Annotated in this window: 21 protein-coding genes; all 21 read left to right on the forward strand. The window is 37.7% G+C overall.

The window, feature by feature from the left end:
• Positions 1-37 precede the first annotated feature (37 nt).
• The 21 genes from BM207_RS01765 to BM207_RS01865 all read left to right on the forward strand — a co-directional run bounded on the left by BM207_RS01765 (position 38) and on the right by BM207_RS01865 (position 25374).
• The gene (locus BM207_RS01765; RefSeq protein ID WP_090991832.1) at positions 38-3085 is read left to right on the forward strand and encodes a TAT-variant-translocated molybdopterin oxidoreductase; all 3048 of its coding nucleotides are present in this window, start codon (positions 38-40) and stop codon (positions 3083-3085) included.
• 11 nt (positions 3086-3096) lie between these two features.
• Positions 3097-4569 carry an NrfD/PsrC family molybdoenzyme membrane anchor subunit gene (gene nrfD / locus BM207_RS01770; protein ID WP_090991833.1) on the forward strand — a complete coding sequence of 491 codons (1473 nt, stop codon included), beginning with the start codon at positions 3097-3099 and terminating at the stop codon, positions 4567-4569.
• Between the two features lie 2 nt (positions 4570-4571).
• Positions 4572-5108, forward strand: a complete 537-nt coding sequence (locus tag BM207_RS01775; RefSeq protein WP_090991834.1) for a DUF3341 domain-containing protein — start codon at positions 4572-4574, stop codon at positions 5106-5108.
• Positions 5080-5688 (forward strand): c-type cytochrome, encoded by a 609-nt coding sequence (locus BM207_RS01780; protein ID WP_090991835.1) that lies wholly within the window; start codon positions 5080-5082, stop codon positions 5686-5688. The genes BM207_RS01775 and BM207_RS01780 overlap by 29 nt, the downstream gene beginning before the upstream one ends.
• A 15-nt stretch (positions 5689-5703) precedes the next feature.
• Complete coding sequence (locus BM207_RS01785; RefSeq protein WP_090991836.1) at positions 5704-6927, forward strand: quinol:cytochrome C oxidoreductase; 1224 nt, start codon at positions 5704-5706, stop codon at positions 6925-6927.
• Between the two features lie 61 nt (positions 6928-6988).
• Positions 6989-8218 (forward strand): cytochrome c oxidase subunit II, encoded by a 1230-nt coding sequence (locus BM207_RS01790; protein WP_090991837.1) that lies wholly within the window; start codon positions 6989-6991, stop codon positions 8216-8218.
• 15 nt (positions 8219-8233) lie between these two features.
• The gene (locus BM207_RS01795) at positions 8234-10120 is read left to right on the forward strand and encodes a cytochrome c oxidase subunit I (protein WP_177217033.1); all 1887 of its coding nucleotides are present in this window, start codon (positions 8234-8236) and stop codon (positions 10118-10120) included.
• A 90-nt stretch (positions 10121-10210) separates the two neighbouring features.
• A complete protein-coding gene (locus tag BM207_RS01800; RefSeq protein WP_090991839.1) occupies positions 10211-11278 on the forward strand; it encodes a COX15/CtaA family protein in 1068 nt (355 codons plus the stop codon).
• A 2-nt stretch (positions 11279-11280) separates the two neighbouring features.
• Positions 11281-12189: a heme o synthase gene (cyoE, locus tag BM207_RS01805; protein WP_090991840.1), complete on the forward strand. Its 909-nt coding sequence runs from the start codon at positions 11281-11283 to the stop codon at positions 12187-12189.
• 1 nt (position 12190) lies between these two features.
• Complete coding sequence (locus BM207_RS01810; RefSeq protein ID WP_090991841.1) at positions 12191-12766, forward strand: cytochrome c oxidase subunit 3; 576 nt, start codon at positions 12191-12193, stop codon at positions 12764-12766.
• A 31-nt stretch (positions 12767-12797) separates the two neighbouring features.
• The gene (locus tag BM207_RS01815) at positions 12798-13505 is read left to right on the forward strand and encodes a cytochrome c oxidase subunit 3 (RefSeq protein ID WP_090991842.1); all 708 of its coding nucleotides are present in this window, start codon (positions 12798-12800) and stop codon (positions 13503-13505) included.
• Between the two features lie 24 nt (positions 13506-13529).
• The gene (locus BM207_RS01820; RefSeq protein ID WP_090991843.1) at positions 13530-13883 is read left to right on the forward strand and encodes a cytochrome C oxidase subunit IV family protein; all 354 of its coding nucleotides are present in this window, start codon (positions 13530-13532) and stop codon (positions 13881-13883) included.
• Positions 13883-14590, forward strand: a complete 708-nt coding sequence (locus BM207_RS01825) for an SCO family protein (RefSeq protein WP_090991844.1) — start codon at positions 13883-13885, stop codon at positions 14588-14590. The genes BM207_RS01820 and BM207_RS01825 overlap by 1 nt, the downstream gene beginning before the upstream one ends.
• 18 nt (positions 14591-14608) lie before the next feature.
• Positions 14609-15148, forward strand: a complete 540-nt coding sequence (locus tag BM207_RS01830) for a DUF420 domain-containing protein (RefSeq protein ID WP_090991845.1) — start codon at positions 14609-14611, stop codon at positions 15146-15148.
• 94 nt (positions 15149-15242) lie between these two features.
• Positions 15243-15821 carry an RNA polymerase sigma-70 factor gene (locus BM207_RS01835; RefSeq protein ID WP_090991846.1) on the forward strand — a complete coding sequence of 193 codons (579 nt, stop codon included), beginning with the start codon at positions 15243-15245 and terminating at the stop codon, positions 15819-15821.
• Between the two features lie 67 nt (positions 15822-15888).
• Positions 15889-16854, forward strand: a complete 966-nt coding sequence (locus tag BM207_RS01840; RefSeq protein ID WP_090991847.1) for a FecR family protein — start codon at positions 15889-15891, stop codon at positions 16852-16854.
• A gap of 14 nt (positions 16855-16868) precedes the next feature.
• Entirely contained in the window at positions 16869-20528 is a 3660-nt protein-coding gene (locus tag BM207_RS01845; protein ID WP_090991848.1) for a SusC/RagA family TonB-linked outer membrane protein, read from the forward strand.
• A 10-nt stretch (positions 20529-20538) separates the two neighbouring features.
• On the forward strand, positions 20539-22017 hold the full coding sequence (locus BM207_RS01850; protein ID WP_090991849.1) for a RagB/SusD family nutrient uptake outer membrane protein: 1479 nt from the start codon (positions 20539-20541) through the stop codon (positions 22015-22017).
• A 2-nt stretch (positions 22018-22019) separates the two neighbouring features.
• A complete protein-coding gene (locus BM207_RS01855; protein ID WP_090991850.1) occupies positions 22020-23414 on the forward strand; it encodes a substrate import-associated zinc metallohydrolase lipoprotein in 1395 nt (464 codons plus the stop codon).
• A 4-nt stretch (positions 23415-23418) separates the two neighbouring features.
• Positions 23419-24759 carry a DUF4302 domain-containing protein gene (locus BM207_RS01860; protein ID WP_090991851.1) on the forward strand — a complete coding sequence of 447 codons (1341 nt, stop codon included), beginning with the start codon at positions 23419-23421 and terminating at the stop codon, positions 24757-24759.
• Positions 24760-25131: 372 nt separating this feature from the next.
• Positions 25132-25374: a hypothetical protein gene (locus tag BM207_RS01865; RefSeq protein WP_090991852.1), complete on the forward strand. Its 243-nt coding sequence runs from the start codon at positions 25132-25134 to the stop codon at positions 25372-25374.
• The last annotated feature ends 11 nt before the right edge of the window (positions 25375-25385 follow it).

Below are 25385 nucleotides of genomic sequence, written 5' to 3' on the forward strand. Positions count from 1 at the left end.
TTTAGTAAAACGTTCGATAAACAGTAATATAGCTTAAATGGAAAGCAATAAAAAATACTGGAAAGGCTTAGAGGAGTATAAAAACACTCCCGATTTTGTTGAAAACAACAAAAACGAATTTGCAGAGCCCCTTCCAATAGAAGATGTTTTAAGTGAAGCAGGTTTAAGTACCGTTACCCCACGCCGCGACTTTTTAAAAGCCTTAGGCTTTGGTTTGGGTGCCGTTACTTTAGCAGCTTGTCAGAAAGCACCAGTACACAAGTCAATTCCTTATTTGATCCGCCCGGAAGAGGTGGTGCCAGGTATTCCGAATTATTATGTTTCAACCTTTAAAGGAAGCCCTGTATTGGTAAAAACGGTAGTTGGACGCCCAATTAAAATAGAGGTTAACCCTAACGGTGGCATGTTTAGCACAGGTACTGATGCACAAGCACAGGCTTCGGTACTTGATTTATATGATGTTTCTAAATTAAAAGCACCAGTGCTTAAAAAGAAAGAAACAACTTGGAGTGAGATGGATGCTTTTGTAAAGGGAGAATTAAACAAAGCCCAAGCATCTGGTAAAAAGATCCGCATTGTTTCTTCTAGCTTAAACAGTCCATCGGCAAAAGCTGTTGTTGCAGATTTTGCTTCAAAATACCCTACTACTAAACATGTACAATACGATGCGGTATCTTATACAGGTATCATCAAAGCAAATGAAAATAGCTTTGGTAAAGCAGTATTGCCAAAATATAACTTTGATAAAGCAGATTTAATTGTAAGTTTTGCGGCCGATTTCTTAGGAACTTGGATCAGCGGCGAGGAGTTTACTGCTCAATATGTTTCTAACAGAAATCATAAATCCTTAGAGAAAAAGAAAATGTCTCGTCATTTTCAATTCGAAACGGGAATGAGTTTAACGGGTACAAATGCTGATACGCGTGTGCCTATTAAGTTATCTGAAGAAGGACCAGCATTAATTGCTTTATATAATGCCATTACAGGTAATAATTTAGCAGGTGCTGCTTTACCGAATAATGCCTATGCAACGAAAGCACTTAAATTAGTAGGAGCTGAGTTACTGCAAAACAAAGGAAAAGCATTGGTAGTTTCGGGTTCAAACGATGTATCTACACAAATTTTAGTGAATGCGATTAATGCTGCTATTGGTAGCTACGGTACTACTATTGATTTAGATAATCCTTGTAAACGTTACGAAGGTAATGACGCTGAATTTGCTGAATTGATCAATGAGATGAATAGGGGCGAAGTTGCTGCGGTATTCTTCTTGAATAGCAATCCTGCTTATGATGCTACAAACGCAAAAGCATTTACGGATGCTTTAACAAAAGTAGCTTTAAAAGTATCATTTGCTGATAGAGCGGATGAGACTGCTGATCTTTGTGACGCGGTTGCGATTACCCCTAACTATTTAGAGTCGTGGGGTGATGCAAACACTTACGAGGGATATTACTCTGTAGTACAACCTACCATTAATCCTGTATTTAATTCCCGCCAGGCAGAGCAAAGTTTATTGATCTGGTCTGACGCTGCGGTTCAGGATTATTATCAATATGTTCGCAATAACTGGGAAAAAACCATTCTTCCATCGGTTGGTAAAACCTGGAATGAATTATTGCAATTGGGAGTTGTATCGTCGACTGCTAAAGCTGCGGGAGCATATAGCTTCGGTATGTCATTAGAAGCAGTTGTGGCTTCGATTTCAGCAAGTAGCAAAGCTTTACAAAAAGATATCGAATTACATGTTTACGAAAGCATTCCAATGCGTGATGGTAAGCATGCGAACAATGCATTTTTACAAGAGCTTCCTGATCCGGTTTCAAAAGTAACTTGGGATAACTATATCGCCCTTGCGCCGAAACAAGCCGAGAAATTAGGTTATAAAGAATTTGACCTTATTACTGTAAAAGGTGAAAATGGTTATGCAGTAGATCTTCCTTTATTAATTCAACCTGGGCAGGCCATGGGTACAGCTTCTGTAGCTTTGGGTTATGGTCGCGTTAAAGTGGGTAAAGCAGGAGATAACGTTGGTAAAAACGCTTTCCCGTTTGTTACTTTTAACAACGGTACTTTAAAATATGCTACAACAGCCAAGTTATCGGCTGCAGGCGGAAGAGAAGAATTAGCGCAAACGCAAACTCACCACTCTTTTGAAGGTAGAAATATTATCAGAGAAACTTCTTTAAAAGATTTCTTAAAAGATCCGGCAGCAGGTTCGGGTAACCACCATAAGCATAAGGTTTATGATTTGTGGACGACTGATAAGCATGAGAAATTAGGTAACGACTGGGTAATGGCAATCGATTTGAATGCTTGTACTGGTTGTGGATCTTGTATCGTTGCTTGTAACGTAGAAAACAATATCCCTGTTGTAGGTAAGGACGAAGTACGTAAACGTAGAGAAATGCACTGGTTACGTATTGATCGTTATTATAGCTTTAATGATGAGAAGGCAGGACATGAAGTAACTAAGGAGAAAGAGATTGCTCACATGGAGGATCTTGATCAAGTTTCTGTAGTGCATCAGCCTATGCTTTGCCAACACTGTGATCACGCACCATGCGAAACAGTTTGTCCGGTATTAGCAACAGTTCACTCATCTGACGGCTTAAACCACATGGCTTATAACCGTTGTGTTGGTACAAGGTATTGTGCAAATAACTGTCCATATAAAGTACGTCGTTTTAACTGGTTCAACTATTGGAATGATTCACGTTTTGATAACTATCTGAACAATGAGTTTACCCAATTAGTATTAAATCCAGATGTTACTACACGTTCTCGTGGGGTAATGGAGAAATGCTCGATGTGTATTCAACGTATCCAGGCTGGTAAATTAACTGCCAAGATGGAGAAACGTGCACTAAAAGATGGAGATATCAAAATGGCTTGTCAGCAGGCTTGTTCAGCAAATGCAATAATTTTCGGCGACAAAAACGATCCGAATTCGGAAGTTGCCAAAGCATTACGTAGCGAACGTATCTATTATGTTTTAGAGGAGATCAACGTACAACCAGGTATTGGTTATATGACAAAAGTTAGAAATATAGATTCAGAAACTAAAGAAGCACACCACGCATAGGAATAAATATTATGTCAGGACATAACGAATCAATTTTAAGAGAACCATTAATTACCGGTAAAGACATTACGTATGCAAAGATTACGGATGATATTTTACTACCGGTAGAGAACAAGCCTAACAAAGCTTGGTGGATTGGGTTTATTATCTCACTTTGTGGGGCTACACTTTGGGTAGTTGCTGTAAGTTATACCTTTTGGTTCGGTATCGGAGCATGGGGTTTAAATAAAACAGTTGGATGGGCTTGGGATATCACCGGTTTCGTATGGTGGGTAGGTATTGGTCACGCAGGAACGCTTATTTCTGCAGTATTGCTACTCTTCCGTCAGAACTGGCGTAACTCAATTAACCGTTCGGCAGAGGCGATGACAATTTTTGCCGTTATCTGCGCCGCAACATATGTTGTATCACACATGGGTCGCCCATGGTTAGCTTATTGGGTATTACCATTACCAAACCAGTTTGGGTCACTTTGGGTGAACTTTAACTCGCCATTGGTATGGGATATGTTTGCCATCTCAACTTATTTCTCTGTATCATTATTATTCTGGTACACAGGTTTATTACCAGATATTGCTACGATTAGAGATCGCGCCGTTGGTATGCGTAAGAAAGTTTACTCTATCCTTTCATTTGGTTGGACGGGTAACGTGAAGACTTGGCAGCGTTTTGAGGCGGTATCGTTGATTTTAGCAGGTATATCTACGCCACTAGTACTTTCGGTACACACTATTGTATCAATGGACTTTGCAACCTCGGTTATTCCGGGATGGCACACGACGATTTTCCCTCCATACTTTGTGGCTGGAGCGATTTTCTCGGGTTTTGCGATGGTATTAACGTTATTATTGGTTGCACGTAAAGTATTAGGATTAGAGAACTATATCACGATGTTCCACATCGAATCGATGAATAAGATTATCATCTTAACAGGTTCAATTGTGGGTGTGGCTTACTTAACGGAGTTCTTTATTGCATGGTATTCAGGTGTAGAATATGAGCAATATGCATTTATCAACAGAGCAACCGGACCTTACTGGTGGGCATACTGGATGATGATGACTTGTAACGTAATTTCTCCTCAGCTGTTATGGTTCAAGAAAATACGTACCAGTATTGCTGCAACCTGGATCTTATCGATTATAGTGAATATCGGTATGTGGTTTGAACGTTTTGTAATCATCGTTACTTCGTTACACCGTGATTACTTACCATCAAGTTGGGTGATGTTTTACCCAACGTGGGTTGACGTAAGTGTATTTGTAGGCTCAATTGGTGTATTCTTTACCTTATTCTTATTGTTCTTAAGAGTATTGCCATCTATTGCAATTGCTGAGGTAAAATTATTATTGAAGAGCGCAAGTGAGCAAGCAAAATTAGAATTGATTAAAGAAGGTCACCTAGATAAAGAACAAGTAAACGAATACATCGAGTCTTTAGATAAGTTTGATAGTGTTAAACAAGAAGAATACGCAAAAATATAACAATGAGTAATATCAAATATATTTTAGGCAGTTTTGGCGATCCTGACGAAATGATGCATGGCATCGAAAAGTTACAGGAAAATAACATCAAGATACATGATGTGTATACGCCCATGCCTATTCACGGCATCGAAGCAAAGTTGGGAGTTAAAAGATCTAGGTTAGATATAGCCGCTTTCTTTTTCGGAATAACAGGTACCATTACCATGTTAACCGGAGTTTATTTAGCTACCGCAGTAGATTGGCCAATAAACATTGGTGGTAAAACGCACTTTGCTTTACCGGATTTTATTCCAATTACGTTTGAGTTAACGATTTTATTCTGTGCTTTTGGCCTGGTAGGATCTTATTATGCATCAACCCATCTTTTTCCGGGAAGAGCACCAAGAGTAATGGATTTACGTGCAACTAATGATCGCTTTATTATTGCGATTGATGCAAAACAAAATATTGAGCACACTAAAATAGATGAATTATTAAAAGGTGCCGGAGCTTTAGAAGTAAAGTATAATGAAAGGAAGTATGTTAGCTATGAATAAGAAGAATATAGTTTACGCCGCATTTACCATGCTTGCTTCTGTGGCGATGCTTTCGGCCTGTAGAGATAGTAAGAGTACAGGTTTAGAGTATGCAAGGAATATGTATGACCCGATTGCTTACAATCAGGATCAGCCAAATAAGAATTTTGCTAATGGGCAGACAGCACAAAGTCCTCCGGCAAATACGGATCCTATCGGTTTTGTAAGGTATGAGTTTGCCAATACACCGGAAGGTTTAAAAGCTGCTGAGGCTGCTGTTGTTAACCCCTTGCCGGTAACTGAGCAAAACTTGTTAGAAGGTAAACATTACTACGAGGTGTTTTGTGGGTTATGCCACGGTGAAAAAGGAGATGGTAATGGTCCGATTACCTTATTGGAAAAAGGAATTACTGCACCTGCATTTCATGGTGAAGGTAAAGAATCATCACGTGGTGGTTTAATGAGTGAGCTTTCTACCGGAAGGATTTACCAAACCATTATGTATGGATACAATGCAATGGGATCTCATGCTTCACAACTTACGCCTTCTGAAAGATGGAAAGTAGTGATGTATGTTCAACAATTACAAAAAATAAAATAAGAAAAGCAGATATAAATGGGAACTCATCATTATAATTTAACTGAACAATTTGAGTTTACAGGGAAAGCTAAAATCCTAAGTATTGTGGGCATCGTATTAGGTGTTGCCGCTATAGCTTATGGTTTTATGAGTGGTGCTCATGAGCGCACATTCGCCAACCTGTTACTAATGGCATATTACTTTGCATGTGTATGTATGTCGGGCGCTTTCTTTTTAGCTGTTCAATTTGTTGCACAGGCAGGCTGGTCTGCCTCGATACTTCGTGTACCTCAGGCGATGGCCAAAGTGTTACCTTTAGCTGTGATTATTTTATTGGTTGTAATAGGTTTAGGCTTATACACGCATAATTTATATCACCACTGGAATGCACCAGGTTTAACGGATCCTAACTCTCCTAATTATGATAAACTGATTGACGGTAAGTCGGCCTTTTTAAATGTGCCTTTCTTTATGGCTCGTCAGGTAATATTCTTAGGTGTATATAGTATTTTCGCAGTATTATTGGCTAAATGGTCTAACAACGAAGATTTGGCAGGGGGATTAAACTCTTACCGTAAAAGTTTCAAATACTCATGTGTATTTTTGGTAATCTACGGATTTACTACGCCGATCTTCGCATTTGATACCATCATGTCATTAGAGGCTCACTGGTTCTCGACCATGTTTGGATGGTATAACTTTGCCGCCATGTGGGTAAGTAGTTTAGCAACGATTGCAGTAATCATTATTCTATTAAAGAAAAGTGGTTATATGAGTTGGGTTAACAATAGCCACCTGCACAATTTAGGTCAGTTCATTTTTGGTTTCTCTATCTTCTGGACTTACGTATGGTTTGCTCAGTTTTTATTGATCTATTATGCAAACATGTCGGAAGAGACTGTTTATTTCTACAAACGTTTTAATGGTTATGAGTTCTGGTTTTACTTGAATTTAGCCTTAAACTTCTTATCTCCGCTTTTATTGTTAATGGATAGAGATAACAAAAGAAGTGAAAATATACTGTTAACGGTTTCAATTATCGTATTGGTTGGTCACTGGGTAGATTACTACCAAATGATTATGCCAGGCATATTTGAACTTGGAACAGCAAGCGGAAGTGGTTTCGGAATTTTAGAAGTTGGTACTGCTTTAGGATTTATTGGCTTATTCACATTTGCGGTATTAACAGCATTGAGTAAAAAGCCTTTAATCGCTAAGAATCACCCGTTTTTACAAGAAAGTTTAAATCATCATCTATAACGGATAGGGGTTTTAACAGATATAAATTAATATAAAAGTACATTGTACTACTTTTAAGAAAATGAGTTTAAAAAGATTGATAAGTAATAAAACAATGGCGGCTTCAGCAGTATTAATGACTGCGTTTACAAGTACCAGTGCGTTTGCACAAGAAGCAGCGGCTGCCGCTACAGCCACAGCAAAACCAATAGATATGACTCCGATCTATAAAACGACGTTGTTTTATGTGTTAGCGTTCTTGCTGCTATGCTTGTTCGTTGCCATTATTGGTAAGGCACTGAAGGTTTACGAATTAACCCGTGAAACTGAAGGTAAAGGCAAAGGAATTAATTGGGATAAGATTAATGCAGTTTTGTTCGCCCTATTTTTAATAGTGGGTTTGTATGGGGTGTATTGGGAATATACCGTACATGGAAATATGCTTTTACCTGAAGCGGCATCAGTGCACGGTGTTAAAATCGATGAGATGTTAAATATTACATTGATTATCACCACTATTGTATTTGTAGCTACTCACATTGTGTTATTTGCATTTGCGTACATGTACAGATACAATAAAGAGAGAAAAGCATATTACTATCCACATAACAATACTTTAGAGAGAGTTTGGACAGTTATTCCAGCTATCGTTTTAACTTTCTTAGTGTTAATGGGTTTCTTAACCTGGAGATCTATTTTCTACAAAATTGAAGATCCAAATAATAAGCCAATCAGTATTGAAGTAACTTCTTCTCAGTTTCAGTGGGATGTTCGATATCCTGGAGCTGATGGTGTTGTTGGAAGAAAGAATTATAAGTTAATTACAGCTATCAATGCCTTAGGGATCGATTTTAACGATAAGAATAGCATGGATGATCAGGTTGCTGACGAGATCGTATTGCCAGTAAATAAACCGGTTCGTTTTAGCTTGGTAAGTAAAGATGTAATTCATAGTTTTTATATGCCTCACTTTAGGGTGCAGCTGAATACGGTACCGGGTATGACTTCTTATTTCGAATTTACGCCTACCATTACTACAGCAGAAATGAAGGTAAAAACGAATGACCCTAGCTTCAAGTATTTATTGCTTTGTGCGAAAATTTGTGGTACTAACCACTATAACATGCAAAAGGCAGTAAGAGTTGTCTCTGAACAGGAGTATAAAGAATGGGTAGCTAAACAAGTACCTTATTTAACAAACGATTTAAGAGAGACCTTTAAATTGCCATTACTTGCTGAGCCAACTGCAGCGCCAGCAGCAGCAGATACTACTGCAAAAGATACTACAAGTCAAATAGCTTTAAAAAAATAATATAGAGCCCTTATTATGTCAACTATATCAGTACACGATACACACCACGATAACCATGATGATCACGCACATGGTCATCACCATGAAACGTTTTTAAGTAAATACGTATTCAGTATGGATCATAAGATGATCGCCAAGCAGTTTTTAATAACTGGTATCATTATGGCGGTTATCGCAATGGGTTTATCTATTTTATTCAGAATTCAATTAGCTTGGCCAGATAAAACCTTCCCGATCCTAGAATCTTTTTTAGGTCACTGGGCAGAGGGTGGTAGAATTAAGCCAGACTTTTATTTATCATTGGTAACCATTCATGGTACCATCATGGTATTCTTTGTATTAACAGCAGGTTTGAGCGGTACGTTCAGTAACTTGTTAATACCATTGCAAGTAGGTGCAAGAGATATGGCTTCGCCATTCTTAAACATGCTTTCTTACTGGTTCTTCTTTATGGCCTGTGTGATTATGATGAGTTCATTCTTCATTCAAACAGGTCCGGCAAGTGCTGGTTGGACGGTTTATCCACCTTTATCGGCTGTGCCGAAAGCGATACCTGGTTCTGAATTGGGTATGACATTATGGTTAATTAGTATGGTATTATTTGTGGCATCATCATTAATGGGTGGTATCAACTATGTAACTACCATTTTAAATATGCGTACTAAAGGAATGGACCTTTGGAAAATGCCATTAACAATCTGGGCATTCTTCTTAACAGCTATTTTAGGTATCCTTTCATTCCCTGTATTAGTTGCAGGTGTTGTGTTATTGGTGTTTGACCGTAGTTTTGGTACGAGTTTTTATTTATCAGATATCGTATTAGGGACACAGATTTTGCCTAATCAAGGTGGATCGCCAATTTTATGGCAACACTTGTTCTGGTTCTTAGGTCACCCAGAGGTATATATTGTAATTATGCCTGCAATGGGTATTTCTTCTGAGATTATCTCTGTAAACTCTAGAAAGCCAATCTTCGGATACCATGCGATGGTTTATTCATTGATCGGTATTACCATATTATCATTCATCGTATGGGGTCACCATATGTTTGTGACGGGTATGAACCCTTGGTTGGGTGGTGTATTTATGATCACTACCTTGATTATTGCGGTTCCATCTGCAGTAAAAACATTTAACTGGTTAGCGACTTTATGGAGAGGTAACATTAGATTTACGCCAGCTATGCTTTTTGCAATTGGCTTGGTATCTTTCTTTATCTCTGGAGGTTTAACGGGTATCTGGTTAGGTAATGCTGCTTTAGATATTAACTTGCATGATACTTATTTTGTTGTTGCCCACTTCCACTTGGTAATGGGATCTGCAGCGATATTTGGAATGCTTGCAGGTGTTTACCACTGGTTCCCTAGGATGTTTGGACGTTTAATGGATAAGAAATTAGGTTATTTGCACTTCTGGGTTACTTTCATTTGTGCTTACCTGGTGTTTTTCCCTTTACACTTCTTAGGTTTAGACGGTGTTCCACGTCGTTATTATGCCTTCACCGAGTTTGAGTTTATGCAAAAATGGTTAACGGTTAACGTTTTGGTAACCTGGGCTGCAATTATAGCTGCATTAGCGCAAGTTGCATTCTTGTTTAACTTCTTCTATTCAATCTTTAGAGGTAAGGTATCTACACAAAACCCTTGGGAGGCAAATACCTTAGAATGGACTGCTCCGGTTGAGCGTATCCATGGTAACTGGCCTGGAGAGATCCCGACTGTTTATCGTTGGCCATATGATTATAGCAAGCCAGGATCTGATGTGGATTTCATTCAACAAACTACTCCTTTCTCTGAAACGATGAGCTCAAATATGCCGCATGATTTTGAAGGAAATGAGGAAGCTGAAGAGATTCAAAAACAATGGGATGCGGTAAATAAACCATCTCAAACAGCAGAATAGACCAGCTAAAAGTTTAAGCATAGTAATAAGGTATCTGCTGAAGTATAACTTACATCAGATACCTTATTTTTTTTATCTATTACCCATCAAATGATTACTAAATCTGAAAGTAGATTTATTAGGTTAAACTTTATCACCATTGTTGTGACACTGTTGGTTATTTTGGCTGGAGGAATAGTGCGGAGCACAGGCTCAGGAATGGGTTGCCCCGATTGGCCAAAATGCTTCGACCAATATATTCCGCCTACGGATGTATCTCAATTGCCGGCTAATTACAAAGAGAAGTACGTTGCTGAGCGACTTGCCAAAAATGAACGTTTTGCGAAGTATTTGGAAAGTATGGGTAAAGCCGAATTGGCTGACAAGATTAGAAAGGATCAAAGTATTACCGTACCAGAAGAATTTAATGCAGCGAAGACCTGGACAGAGTATGTGAATCGTTTAGCCGGTGCTACTTTAGGGATATTTTTATTGATAACGGCAGGCTATGCCTTCGCTTATCGCAAAACAGCTAAAAGGATACTTATACTTAGCCTACTGAATATTTTTGTAGTTGGTTACCAGGGTTGGTTAGGATCTATCGTTGTTTCGACAAACCTAACGCAATGGATAGTTACCGTGCATATGTTATTGGCCCTGGTTATTTTGGCAATTGCAATTTATACCTACAACTATGCTAAGCAATTACATCAACAAAGAAGTGTGATTATGTATCGCATTGCTTGGTTAAAGGGATTTTTGGTATTTACAATTGTGGTAAGTATTGTGCAGATTGTATTGGGAACGGAAGTGAGGGAACACATTGACTCCATTGCTAAATCATTACAGTTTGGAGGCAGAGATACCTGGATTGCGGAACTCGGCGTTGAGTTTTCATACCACAGAGATTTGGCGATATTTTTAACGATCTGCAACTTTGTAGTTTATAAAATGGTAATTGATCGCTTTAGTGGGAAAGCATTACCTTTGATGGCTGCAAATTATATTATCGTAGTATTAGTTATTCAGTTGGCAAGTGGATTTTTGCTAGCTTATTTATCATTACCACCTTATGCACAGGCGATTCATATTTTGTTTTCGACTTTGCTATTTAGCTTACAATATTACCTATACCTTTTAGTGTATAGAACGTCGACCTATAAACCTAAAACTAATTAAAATTGAGACAGTTTTTTTCAGACTTTTCTAAATTGATCAAGTTCAGACTAACATTTTTAGTGGTGTTTTCTGCTTCGGTTACTTTTTTAATCGGCTCGAGAATTCAGATTGAAAGAGGGGTAGTGGAAGGGATTGATTGGACGAATTGGTTAATTCTAGTAATTGGAGGTTTCTTGGTAACGGGGGCTGCGAATTGTTTCAATGAGATTATTGAGGTTGATTTAGATAGACTAATGACGAGAACGAAGGATAGGCCGATGCCTGCTGGTAGGATGACTACCGGACAAGGATTGGTACTGGGTTTGATCATGGGAATTGCAGGTACTTCGCTATTGGTTAAATTAAATCTTGAGACCGGTATGCTATCGGTTTTTTCGATCTTATTATATGCTTTTGCTTATACGCCTTTGAAGCGCAAATCGCCTATATCGGTTTTTGTAGGTGCTATACCAGGGGCTTTACCTCCTCTTATTGGTTATATCGCTGCAATTGGTAGCCGTCAGTCGGAAATAGGCTATGTGGCAGTGGACTACCAAATTGCCGTAATCTTGTTCTTAATTCAGTTTGTATGGCAGTTTCCTCACTTTTGGGCTATTGCATGGGTTTTGGACGATGATTATAAAAAGGCAGGCTTTAGGTTGTTGCCGACAAAGAAGCGCGATAGAACGAGTGCGATTTTTACGTTTGTGAGTACACTTATTTTAATACCCGTAAGCTTATTGCCAACCTTTTATGGTTTTGGTGGTTACTACATTGCAGGGGTATCTATTATAGCAGGATTATTATTTAGTTGGTATGCTTATCAGCTAATGGTTAAAATGGATTTGGCCAGTGCCAGAAAAGTGATGTTTTGTTCTTTTTTTTATATCCCATTGGTACAACTCATCTTATTATTTAATATAAAAATATAACATGGAATTTACAGCAGAGCAGAATGTAAAATTTGATGCTAAACCAAAGAAGTTTATCATGTGGTTATTTGTGGTCTCGTCAACCATTATGTTTGGTGGGTGGACGAGTTACTATATTGTATTTTCAGCATCGAAGGGTAAGGGACACGGCTTGGTATTGCCGGATGTATTTATGTATAGCTCGGTGGTACTGGTAGCAAGTAGTATCACTCTGTTTCTAGCTACAAGAGCATTGAAAAGTAATAAGATTAACATGCAAAGAACTTGGCTATGGATTACCTTAGGGCTTGGCCTTGCTTTTGCCTATTTGCAGTTTGATGCCTGGTCGGCCTTATATCAAAGTGGAGCTGCAATGATCAATAATAATGCGGCTATCTCGATGATTTACATCGTGTCTGGGTTTCACCTATTACACATTTTTGCAGGTCTTTGTATCATTGTAAATAGCTTAATCGGGACTTACAAAGCACTATCAACAGAGAAAGCCGTTTACCGTCAAGAAATTGCTGCTATTTTTTGGCATTTTATAGATATTTTATGGATATATCTGTATGTTTTTTTACTTTTGAACAGTTAGAATTTTTAACAAACTATTATACGATTACTAAATGGATTCATTATCGAAATTAGATCAAGTTAAAACCACTGCATGGGCTGGTGGCCATTCTCCATGGTCGGTAGAATATGGCAAAATAATGATGTGGTTTTTCTTACTATCAGATGCCTTTACTTTCTCTTCATTATTGATATATTATGGAGCGCAAAGATTCACAAAATTTACGTGGCCTTCGCCTGATCTGGTATTCCAATCTATCCCTGGGATAGGTGATCATGGTTATCCTTTGGTTTTTGTAGGGATCATGACCTTTATCTTAATTATGAGTTCTGTGACGATGGTTTTGGCCGTAGAAGCGGGTCATAGAAAAGCCAAGAAGGAAGTTATCTGGTGGATGGTAGCTACGATTATTGGCGGTTTTATGTTTTTGGGCTGTCAGGCGATAGAATGGACGCACTTACACCACGACGGTTTTTGGTGGGGAACAATCCCTTCGGCAGAAGAATTAACCCATTTCTTTAAGGGTCCAGTATCAGCAGTAGCGGCTCAACAATTTGCTAATTTGTTTTTTACCATTACAGGTTTCCACGGTTTCCACGTATTTAGTGGGGTAATCATTAATATCATCATATTAATCATGACGATTAATGGAACATTCGAAAGACGCGGTCATTACTTAATGGTGGAAAAAGTAGGATTGTACTGGCACTTTGTAGATTTAGTGTGGGTGTTTGTATTTACCTTCTTTTACTTGGTTTAATTATTACGTTATCATAAAAATATTATGTCAGAGCACAATATACATACAGAAGAGCATGCACACGGTGAGCATGAAGGAATGACAAAAAAGAAAATTTGGTCGGTATTTGGAATACTACTATTAATTACCGTAATCGAATTTATTATCGCACTATGGGTAATCCCTAACGGATACATGACCCAGCACGTTGGGAACTATATTTATATTGGCTTAACTTTATTAAAGGCCTTTTATATTGTAGCTTATTTTATGCACTTGAAGTTTGAGAAATTGGGATTGCAACTTGCTTTAACAGTTTCCTTCATCTTCATTATTTACTTTATTGTTTTAATGTTGGTAGAGGGAAGCTATATACACGATCACGTGTTTCAAGTTTAATGAATTCTAGTAACATAAAAAAAATATTAATCCTGGTTACCATTCTAGCGGTACCAGGATTTTTGTATTATTTACTTCAGGAAAAAGGGAAAAACAGGTATAAGCCCCTCGCCATTTATGGCCCCAAAGAAGTGGCGAAAACCTTCCACTCTGTGAGGGGTAAGGATGTTCCCGACACCATCTATCACACTATTGGTGATTTTAAGTTAACAAATCAATTTGGTGCTCCAATAAGTTGGAACAAGCGGGCCGGTAAGATCTTTTTAATAGATCTTTTTCATGCGACAGATAGAGGTGTTGCAGTTGATTATGCAAGTAAGGCAATGGCAGGATTTTCGAAGATGTATGCCAGTAATACCATGCTTCACTTTTTGAGTGTGAGTATTAATCCAACAGAAGACACTCCTGAGGTATTAAAGGAATACGGGGAGACGATAGCAGCCAACCACGATAGGTGGGATTTATTAACAGGGGATAGTACAGCGGTATATCAACTGATTAATAAGGGCCTGTTTTTGGATGCGGTTAAAGATGTTAAAGGTGGCGAAACGAAATTCACTTATAGTAATTTATTTGTTTTGGTCGACTCCCAACACCGGATAAGAGGTTATTATGAAGCGACTAATAACGAAGCGCTTTCTAAATTAGATGATGAGATTAAGGTATTGATTGCCGAGGAGTTGAGGAATATGAGAGATGGGAGATAATGAACAAAAAATAGAAAAATGGAATCAACAATAGAGAAAAAATATAACAATTGGATCATCGTGTTATCGGTAGCGATACCTTTGGTTGTTGCGATGCTTTTTGGTGTTAATTTAAGAAAGCTGGGTTACGATGTGAAACCTTTGTCGTTTTTACCACCGATTTATGCAACGATTAACGGAATAACTGCCATTGTATTGATTGCTGCTGTTTGGGCCATCAAGAATGGAAGAAGAAAACTTCATGAATACTTGATGAAGTTTGCTATTTTTCTTTCGGTAGTGTTTTTAGGAATGTATGTAGCCTATCATATGACGGCTAATTCCACTGCATTTGGTGGTGAGGGTGCAATTCGCTATGTATATTATTTCATTTTGATCACACATATTTGCTTGTCGGTTATCATTATTCCGTTTGTATTGGTTACTTACGTGAGGGCTTTAGCGCAAAGATTTGATAAGCATAAGAGAATTGCAAGAATTACTTTTCCGCTTTGGTTATATGTGGCGGTAACTGGTGTGATTGTGTATGTAATGATTTCTCCGTATTATAATTTTTAAAATCTACAGTTGTTTAAATTCTGTTGTTTTACCGTGCATTATTAACGATAATGCCTATATTAGAACGTAACAACATTATTATAATTGTTCAACAGTGGAGATTGCAACCGGTAAAGATTTGTTTAATATTGTCAATAAAGGGCAGACTTTAGCTTTTACCCAATTTTATACAAGTTTTTTTCAAAAGCTCCTTTTAGCCTCGCATAAGTATGTAAAGGACGCTTTTATAGCCGAAGAAATTGTTCAAAACGTTTTTTTGAAGATGTGGGAAAGTCCGGAGGACTTAGAACATGTAATGTCTATAAAGGCCTATATGTACAAATCAGTCATAAACGCTTCCATTAACCATTTAAATAGGCAGAAAAATATTGAACATCATCATCAAAAGATAGCGGCAAATTTTACCGATGGGTATTTAGTAGATACTGACGACGAGAACGAGTTAATAGTTCTTCTACACCGCGAAATTGACAAGCTCCCTCCTCAATGTAAGAGAATATTTAAATTGAATCGATTTGATTGCTTGAAATATAGGGAGATAGCTGAGATGCTTCAGATCTCAGAAAGGACCGTGGAGAATCACATTGCATTAGCTTTAAAAACACTTCGAAAGTCTTTTACGGAAGGGAAATCAACAACTGGGCGCTTTATAATTAGTTTATTTCTGTATTAAATTAATTTTTTAAACCAGCTAGGGGTTTTTAGGTTTCCGTTTGTCATAGCATATAAATACACATTATATGCTTATAAACGATGAGTCGTTGGCGCTGATAACTCGCTATTTGAATAACACTTCTGATGAAACACTCCAACAAGCAGTCGCAGCGTTTCGTTCGGCATCTTCAGAAAACGAGGCATACTTTTCCTCTATGGAAAGATTATGGCATCAATCAGCAAAAGCAGGAGTTCTGGAAGAAATAAACGTAGCGGACGCTGCTAAAAGGTTAAAAAACAACTTGCCTCAAAATGCCTCAAAACCTCAATCTGCGATGGTGTGGATAAGAGGTGTTGCGGCTTCCTTATTAATCTTATCCCTGGGTTATTGGATATTTTCTCATGGTGACAAACCAAATTACCTCGTAAGAGCCACCAGTAGTGGCCAAATTGATTCTGTAAAGCTACCAGATGGTTCGGTCGTAATATTGGCAGGTAGCAGTGAATTAGTTTATCCAGATAAGTTTAATAGTTCTACGAGAGAAATTTCCCTGATAAAAGGAGAGGCTTTTTTTAAGATTATTAGAGACGTTGCACATCCATTTAAAGTTGCTATCAACGAGTCGGAAGTGGTTGTGTTAGGAACATCTTTTAATATTGAGGTAGCGGATAGCGCAATTAACCTTGGGGTTAAAACAGGTAAAGTGTCATTCTCGCCTTATAAGTCTGCCGCTGCATCGATACTAACAGCTGGTCAGGCTATTTCTTATGATGTTAAAAAAAGAGAGGTTTCTTCCAAAACTGCCGAAAATGAGGATGCCTGGTTAACAAAGGAGTTAGTGTTTGTAGATACTCCTTTAGAAGAGGTTTGTAGGCAGCTAACTGATTATTATAAGATTGAGATTAAACTTCAAGATAATAAACAGCATTCAAAAAAGCTAAATGCAAGATTTACTAACCAACCTTTGGACGACGTACTTCTTGTACTCAAGGCAGCCTATAGTTTCGAAATTAAAAAAGAGAACAACCAAATCAACTTAATAACACCCTAAACAAATTAACCACTATGGAGAAAAATTTTTACAAAAGAAAAGCCGTAATGCATTGCTACCGAACGGTACTGCTTGTGTTTGCGATCTTTTGGACGTCTTTAGCCAATGCGGAATTATCGCAAGGTAAATGGAAGCCTGAAAGATTAGAGAATTATTTAAAAAAGATAGAGTTGGCTTATAAAGTTAGCTTTGTTTACGATGCTGATGAAATCAGCAAAGCTATGATTATTGAAGTGCCAGAGAAACTAGGAACTATTCAAGAATCACTTGAGCCGTTAAAGCAAAAAAATATCGGATATAGACAAGTTGGCAATCAAGTGATCTTAAAGATTGAGGTTCCCGCCGTGAAGCCCATTAAAAAAGATATTATCATTAATGGGGTAGTTAAGGATAAAAAGGAGGGAACTGGCGTGCCGGGGGTAAGTATATTCGTGAAAGGAACAAATGTTGTTGTGGCTTCCAACGAGAAGGGTGAGTATCAGATTTCCGTTAAAGATGAGTCAAGTATTTTGGTATTTAAATACTTGGGTTATAAAACAGTGGAAGTAGCAGTAGGAGGTAGAAGAACAATTAATATTGACTTTGAGGAAGATGCAAACCAGCTAAGAGAGATCAATATTGTTTCTACGGGGTACCAAACCTTGGATAGAAAATTATTTACAGGTTCTGCAACAAAAATCAGCGCTAAAGATTCGGAAAGAAGTGGTGTTCCAGATATTAGTAGGATGTTGGAAGGACAAGCTGCCGGTGTTTCAGTTCAAAATGTATCCGGTACATTTGGTGCTGCCCCTAAGATAAGAGTGAGAGGTGCTACATCTTTGTCTGGGGATAATAAACCTTTATGGGTTGTTGATGGAATAATTTTAGAAGATGTGATAAACATTTCTAATGAGGCTCTTTCTACTGGAGATGCGAGCACCTTAATAGGTTCTTCTGTTGCTGGATTAAATCCTGACGACATCGAGTCTTTTACTATTTTGAAGGATGCTGCAGCTACTGCGATGTATGGAGCAAGAGCAATGAATGGGGTTATTGTTGTAACTACTAAAAAAGGACGAGATACTGAAGGAAAGGCTAATATTAACTATTCGAGCACATTTACTACTTATTTAAAACCAAATTACAACAATTTCGATATTATGAACTCTGGTGAGCAGATGTCGGTATTGTTAGAAATGGAGAATAAGGGATATTATACTCATAGTTCCCTTGCAAATTCTTCAAATGGTGGAGTTTTCAACAAAATGTATAATCAGATGTACGATTATAATATTGGGAGTGATTCGTTTACCTTAAATAACAATCTAGGCAGCAGACTTAATTTTTTAAGTAGGTATGCCAGTGCCAATACAGATTGGTTTGACATCCTGTTTAAGAATTCACTTCTTCAAGAGCACTCATTAAGCGTTAATAGTGGTACAGCAAGATCGCAAACATATTTTTCTACAAGTTACACACATGACAGCGGTCAAACCTTAGGTGATAACGTTAAACGTTATACAGCAAATTTGAGGAGTTCATTTAAAGTTAGCGACCGCTTAAGTGCTGAATTATTAATGAATGGATCTATCCGTGATCAACGTTCTCCAGGAACTTTAACGCGTCAATCTGATCCAGTATACGGTCAGTACTCTAGAGATTTTGATATTAACCCATATTCTTATTCTCTAAATACAAGTCGTGTTTTAACGCCATATGCCGAGGACGGAAGCCTAGAGTTTTTTACCCGTAACTATGCGCCATTTAACATTATGAATGAGCTACAAAATAACTATCTTAAATTACAAATGCTTGATTTGAAAGTCCAGGCGGGGGTGAAATATAAGATTTTATCAAAACTAACTTACTCTATTGATGGGGCTTATAGATATGCACGTTCGGAGAGGCAACATCACATTTTAGGCAACTCGAACATGGCCGGAGCTTTTAGAGCAAATCCAAATCCTGCGGTTAATGATGCGAATATCTTCTTATATGATGATCCTGATCTTCCGAATGAGCCATCGGTTGTAGTGCTACCAGAAGGTGGTTTTTTTAACGTGAATAATAATAATATTTTAAATTATTATCTTAGAAATAACTTAGAATTTGACTCGAAGTTCGGTGAAAATCACCGATTAAACGTGTTTGGTTCTTATGAAATGCGCTATACAGATCGTCAGAATTCGAATTTTGACGGGGTTGGTTATCAATATGATAACGGAGGGTTAGTAAATCCGAATTATAGATATTTTAAGAAAGCTATTGAAGGTGGCGCTCCTTATTATGGCATGGGGTATGGATACGACAGGTTTTTAGCGGCAATGGCAAGGGCTGCCTACTCTTTTAAAGAAAGATATAGCTTTAATGCAACTGTTCGTAATGATGGTTCTAATTTAATGGGCAGGTCTAAAGTTGCTCGATGGCTACCAACTTGGAATGTTTCTGGGGCATGGGATATTGACCAGGAATCTTTCTTTAAGGGAGTTAAGCCTTATATTTCGGGTGCAAGAGTAAGGGCAACTTACGGGCTAGTAGGTAGTTTAGGTGCCGCAACCAACTCTTCAGCTGTGTTCTACAACCGGGTTACCTATCGACCTTATGAAAATGAAAAGGAATCTCAAATTTATACTTCAAGTTTAGAAAATTCAGAATTAACTTGGGAAAAATTGTACGAATTAAATATTGGTACCGATTTAACCCTATTTAATAATAAGATAAACTTGACGTTTGATTATTATAAGAGAAATATTTTTGATTTAATTGGAGCGATTAGAACTTCGGGTATAGGCGGTCAGTTTACTAAATTTGCTAATTATGGCGAAATGAAAGCCTATGGTTACGAATTAACCGTTTCAGGAAGTCCTGTGAAAACGACTGATTTTAAATGGAGAACGCAGTTTAACTTTGGTTTTAACAAAAATGAGGTTACTCGTTTAGACATAGATCAGAACATTTGGACATTGGTAAGAGCGGAGGGGGCAGCGAAAAAAGGCTATGCCCAAAGAGGCTTGTTTTCTATTGAATTTGATGGTTTAAATCCCCAATATGGCTATCCAACCTTTGTGGGGCTTAATGGTGTAAGAAATGAAACAAACATTCCTCTACAGGATACAAACGTAGAAAGTTTAGTCTATCATGGGCCTGTAGATCCCATCTTTACAGGTGGTTTTTGGAATCAATTTAGTTATAAGAACTTCACATTATCGGCTTTGTTTACCTTTTCGACAGGAAACTATGTACGATTGCAACCCACATTCACTTCTACCTATAGTGATATGACGGCAATGTCAAAGGATCTATTGAATAGATGGATTATGCCTGGTGATGAAAAAGTAACCAATATTCCATCCATAATGGATAGGTTTTCAAATGCGTCTAGAATTTATAGACCAGATGGAACTACAGTTGTAAATCCAGCATATCCATATAATGCATATAATTATTCCGATCAAAGGGTAGCCAAAGGAGATTTTGTTCGACTAAAGAACATCAGTTTTTCTTATCTCTTACCAGCTAAACTAAGCTCTAAAGTTGGCTTGGCAAACGCACAGTTGTCGATAGTTGGGAATAACGTTGCATTATTATATTCAGATAAAAAGTTAAATGGGGCTGATCCGGAATTCTTTAATAACGGGGGAGTGGCAATGCCGATACCAAAACAATACACGCTTTCTTTAAAGGTTGGATTTTAAAATTTGAATTATGAAACGATTAAATAAATATATTTTACTATTAATAGGAACTGCGGTACTATTTACTTCATGTAAGAAGTATTTGGATCAAAGCCCGGATATGAGGGCAGAGATTAATACAATTGACAAAGTAGCTCAATTATTGGTATCGGCTTATCCTAAGAACAATTACTTGGCTATGGCCGAAACCTATTCTGACAATGTTGTAGATAAGGGATTTGGAGTTGGCCACATCAACGAACCATTTGTAAGTCTTTACAACTGGCAAGACATTGTGGAGACTGGAAACAATACTCCTACGCAATATTGGAACGCATGTTATGCCGCTATTAGTAATGCTAATCAGGCTTTGGAAGCGATTGAGAAGCATAAATTTGGTAACGAGGCGAGAATTTATAAAGGTGAAGCCTTGGTGGCCAGGGCCTATTCTCATTTTATGTTGGTTACCTTTTTTGCCAAAGAATATACCATTGGGTCAGCAAATGACTCTCCTGGAATACCCTATGTACTAGCTCCAGAAACAACAACGTTACCTCAATATGAAAGAGGAACGGTTGCCACTGTTTATGCACAAATAGAGAAGGATTTAGAAGAGGGTTTGCCATTACTTGAGGGTGGGACTTGGAAGGTTCCAAAATATCATTTTACACCAGCAGCGGCTCATGCCTTTGCTTCTCGATTTTATCTATTTAAAGGGAATTGGGATAAAGTAATTCAACATTCAAATCTCATGGTTCCAAATGGAAGTTATGAGGGTAATTTAAGACCATGGAACACAACTTTAACCAACTATACTTCTGCGGAGTTTCAAACAGAAGTAACCAAAGCAGACAAAAGTTATAACGTGCTTTTGGGAGAAACGTATTCAACTTACCAGAGAAGTTCTGTAGGTGGTACCACTAGGTATGGCTTTGGCACTAGTGTTTTTCAGAATTTATACAATGGATTAACCGTTACTGGTGCCAGATTTTACAATAAAGGTTTAAGATGGTCGGATAACAATTACACAACCTATGTATTCAAAGAGTATTTCCATTATACAAATGTAGCTGCTGGAATTGGTTTGCCCTATTTAATGCAGCCTATGTTTATTACTGATGAGGGTTTAATGAACCGAGCAGAAGCATATACCCAGCAAGGTCAGTTTGATTTGGCGTTGGCGGATTTGAACACCTTTGCTTCGGTGCGTATTACAGGTTATAATCCAACTACACATGCGGTAACATTGGCGAAAGCCAAAGCTTTTTTTAATGTTGCAGATGATAAAGATGCGTTAATTAAAACTGTATTGCAATTTAAACAAATTGGATGGATGTGCGAAGGAATGCGTTGGTTTGATATTCTAAGACATCATTTGCCGGTGAAGCATAATCAGTTGTCGGTAACAGGGGTGGAGACCTTCGTAACTTTAGAACCGAATGATAACAGGAGAATGTTCCAAATACCAAAGGAAGCTCAAATTGCAGGTGTTGCCTTAAACCCAAGATAATTATGAAAAAGACATTATATAAATTAATAATGATTGCTCTTGTTTTTGTTGCTTATTCCTGCACAAAGGAAGAGAATTTAGATGTAGATCTCACCAAGTACAATACGGATACTTATGTAAAAGGGCCTATTGATACTTGGTTGCTTAATAATTTGGAAAGTCCGTATAATATACAGACAGTATATCGTTTTGAACGAAATTTGACAGATGTAAACAGAGATTTGTCACCCGTTGCCTTAAATAAAGTTGAACCAATGATGAATGCAGTATTGCAATCATTTTTAAAGCCATACGAAAAAATAGGAGGAAAGACTTTTATTAAGACCTATACACCTAAACAATTCGTACTCTATGGATCTCCTTCTTATAACACGAATGGTTCTATTACATTAGGATCTGCCGACGCAGGTAGGACAGTAATTTTATATGAATTGAACAGCTTGAATTTTAGCAGCGCCAGTGATGTAAAAAGAAAAATAAGAACTATACATCATGAATTTACGCACATCTTGAATCAGAATATCATTATCCCGCCGGCTTTTGAGCAAATATCGAAAGCTGAATACTCTGCAGATTGGACCGGATCAGCAAATACAGCAGCCGTGGCGAAAGAGTTGGGCTTTATTTCGCAATATTCAAGAAGTTCTTTTGGTGAGGATTTTGCTGAAATGGTGGCTTTTTTACTAGTAGAAGGTCAGGTTTATTTTGAAAACTTTTTGTCAACCACAAACGTAACCGCAGCGGCTAAATTACGAGAGAAAGAAAAATTGGTATACGGGTATTATAAAGATTATTATAATATCGATTTTAAAGCTTTGCAAAATGAAGTCCAGGCAGTTTTAAAAACGGTTTATGGGGCTACAGATCCAGTTGATGTTAGTTCGACTTTTCCTATTTATTTAAAGAGCAATAAGGTAAATACCTTAGTTTATGATCCTGGCGCTACACACTATGCCACTTATGGGGCTTCTGCGGCCTTTACCACCTTGTTTAATAACTATAAAGCAATGATTGTTGCGCCTCGCGTATTGCAGAACTTCCAATTTATATTTACAAGTGGAACTACTATGACTTTTAGAATTGAATACGTTAGTGGGACTTCTACTTTAAATGCAGACTACAATTTTACTTATAATGTGAATACGACTACAGGCGAGATAACATTCCAGAAAGTTATGCCGGAAGGAACGGGGACAACATACAACAACGGTCAAAACTCAGCTACGTTACCTGCGTTTGAAACTTACATGTTGCCTTATTTAACGAATAGGACATTTATCGCCTCTTGGTTGCCGTCGGGCATTGGCCCAACGAGCCCACTTTATAGAACTTTTGCGGGTTTTTCAGTGAGTGGAGCCTCGACAAATTATTTTTACGGACCTATTACACTAAAATAATGATATGAAGAAATTAATAATATTATGTACAGTATTGCTAGTCTTAACTGGCTGTAAAGAGTCGGAAATACTAATTTTTGATGAAAAACCTGAAGTAAGACTAACTCAATCGATAACTGAGGTAAGAACAAATCTATTAAGCTCAGCAAACGGATGGATCGCCACACTGCCTACGCAGGCGGGTGGTGGATACGGGTTTTATATGAATTTTGATGCCAATGAAAACGTTAAGATGTACGCGGATTTGAATACAAATTCAATTGGAACTAGTATGGCTTCAACTTATAGACTTAAAACGGTATTAGGGACCGAGTTAATTTTTGATACGTTTAATTATATTTCTATGTTGGCAGACCCTGTACCAGCTGTTTTTGGTGGAGCAGCAGGTTCAGGATTCAAAAGTGATCTAGAGTTTTTACATTTAAGAAGCACGGCTGACAGCATGATTTTTAAAGGTAAAAAATATGGACAAACATTAGCAATGGTAAAAGCTACAGCAGCCCAAAAGGCTGCCTACGAAGCAGGAGGGTATAAAACGGCAATTGATAAGGTTAACGGTTTTTTCATTGGTATCAAAAATCCTTATATAGAAACAGGTGGGGGAGCTCAACTAGCGAAGATCGGGGTTTCAATTAATACGACAAATAGTTTAACATTAGGTAAAAGAATAGAATTGTCTGGACTTGCACCCTCGGGAGAAGTTTTGGCAGGTACTGGTAAATTTGCTTATACATTAAATGGAATTGATTTATTGGGTACGGGTTTGTTAATAAATGGAGTGAAGATGGTTAAAGTTACATTTAAGGATAATGCAACTATGGCATTTTATGATGATCATGGAGTTGAATATGTAATTAAGTCAAACCCTACACCTTTAACTCCTTTAGCTGCTTTGTTTGGTTTCCCGACAACTTTCCCTTACAAGAGAATTACTATCCCTAATACGGGCTTAGTTGCGGGAGTAAATTCTGAGTTCACGGCAGTCTACAATCAAATGCTCGCACTCTTCATTAGTTCGGGTAGAGCAGTTGTATCAACAGCGTTTATTTTATCAAGTAATAGTACTTTCACGGTAGAGGTTAATTATACTTCAGGAAGTTCGGCATTTGTCGCCTCTGCAGCCTATACCTATACTAAAGTTGGTGATATAATCACACTCGGAGATAACCCTATTCCCAATGTAAACTGGCCAACAAGGGCGGCTCAGATTAAACCTTTAGCTGATTATATGCTTACAGGTCCCTTCAAAATTGACTGGGTAGTAAGTAGTAATCCAGCAGTTACAAATATTGGTGGTCTGTATCGTACAGGCAACTCAAATTCATTTATTTATGGGCAATTGTAATTGTTAGTTGTCCCTTAAATTCCTTGACTAATAAGGGAGGTAACGAAAAGTCGCACAGAAAGGAGTAGAAAAATGATTTTCTGCTCCTTTTTTTAGAGGTGTACCATTGCTTTTAGGCTGTATGCGACCTGCCTTTGAGTATGATATTCGTCGTTTCCGATGCCTATTTAAGGATGTCGTCCTGCTACAAAGGGGGGCTAGGGGTTCTGAAGATATTACCTGACGAGAAGATGATAATTTAATAATAGGCAAAGAATTGGGAGATAAAAGCGAACTTTCTATTTCTGTGTGAAAATTAAGGCAGGGCGTAAAAGGGATTTTTTATGACATAATGTTTATATCTCGCAAAAGTTAATCCGTATATTTGCCTTCATGTTTAAACGTGTAATTTTTATACTATTTATCCTGGTTTCAACATTTGCTATTGTTCCTCAAGCAAATGCGCAATGCTCTATGTGTACCATTAGTGCCGAACAGGGAACTAAAAATGGTAACACGCAAGGTAAAGGCCTTAATGACGGCATTATTTATCTATTAGTATTCCCTTATATTTTGATCGCAGGCATAGGCTTATTATGGTATCGTAATTACCGTAAAAAAACGCTTGTTTCTTAGGGCTAACCTTA

This window comes from Pedobacter insulae (genome assembly GCF_900113525.1).
In the GTDB taxonomy this organism is placed as follows: Bacteria; Bacteroidota; Bacteroidia; order Sphingobacteriales; family Sphingobacteriaceae; genus Pedobacter; species Pedobacter insulae.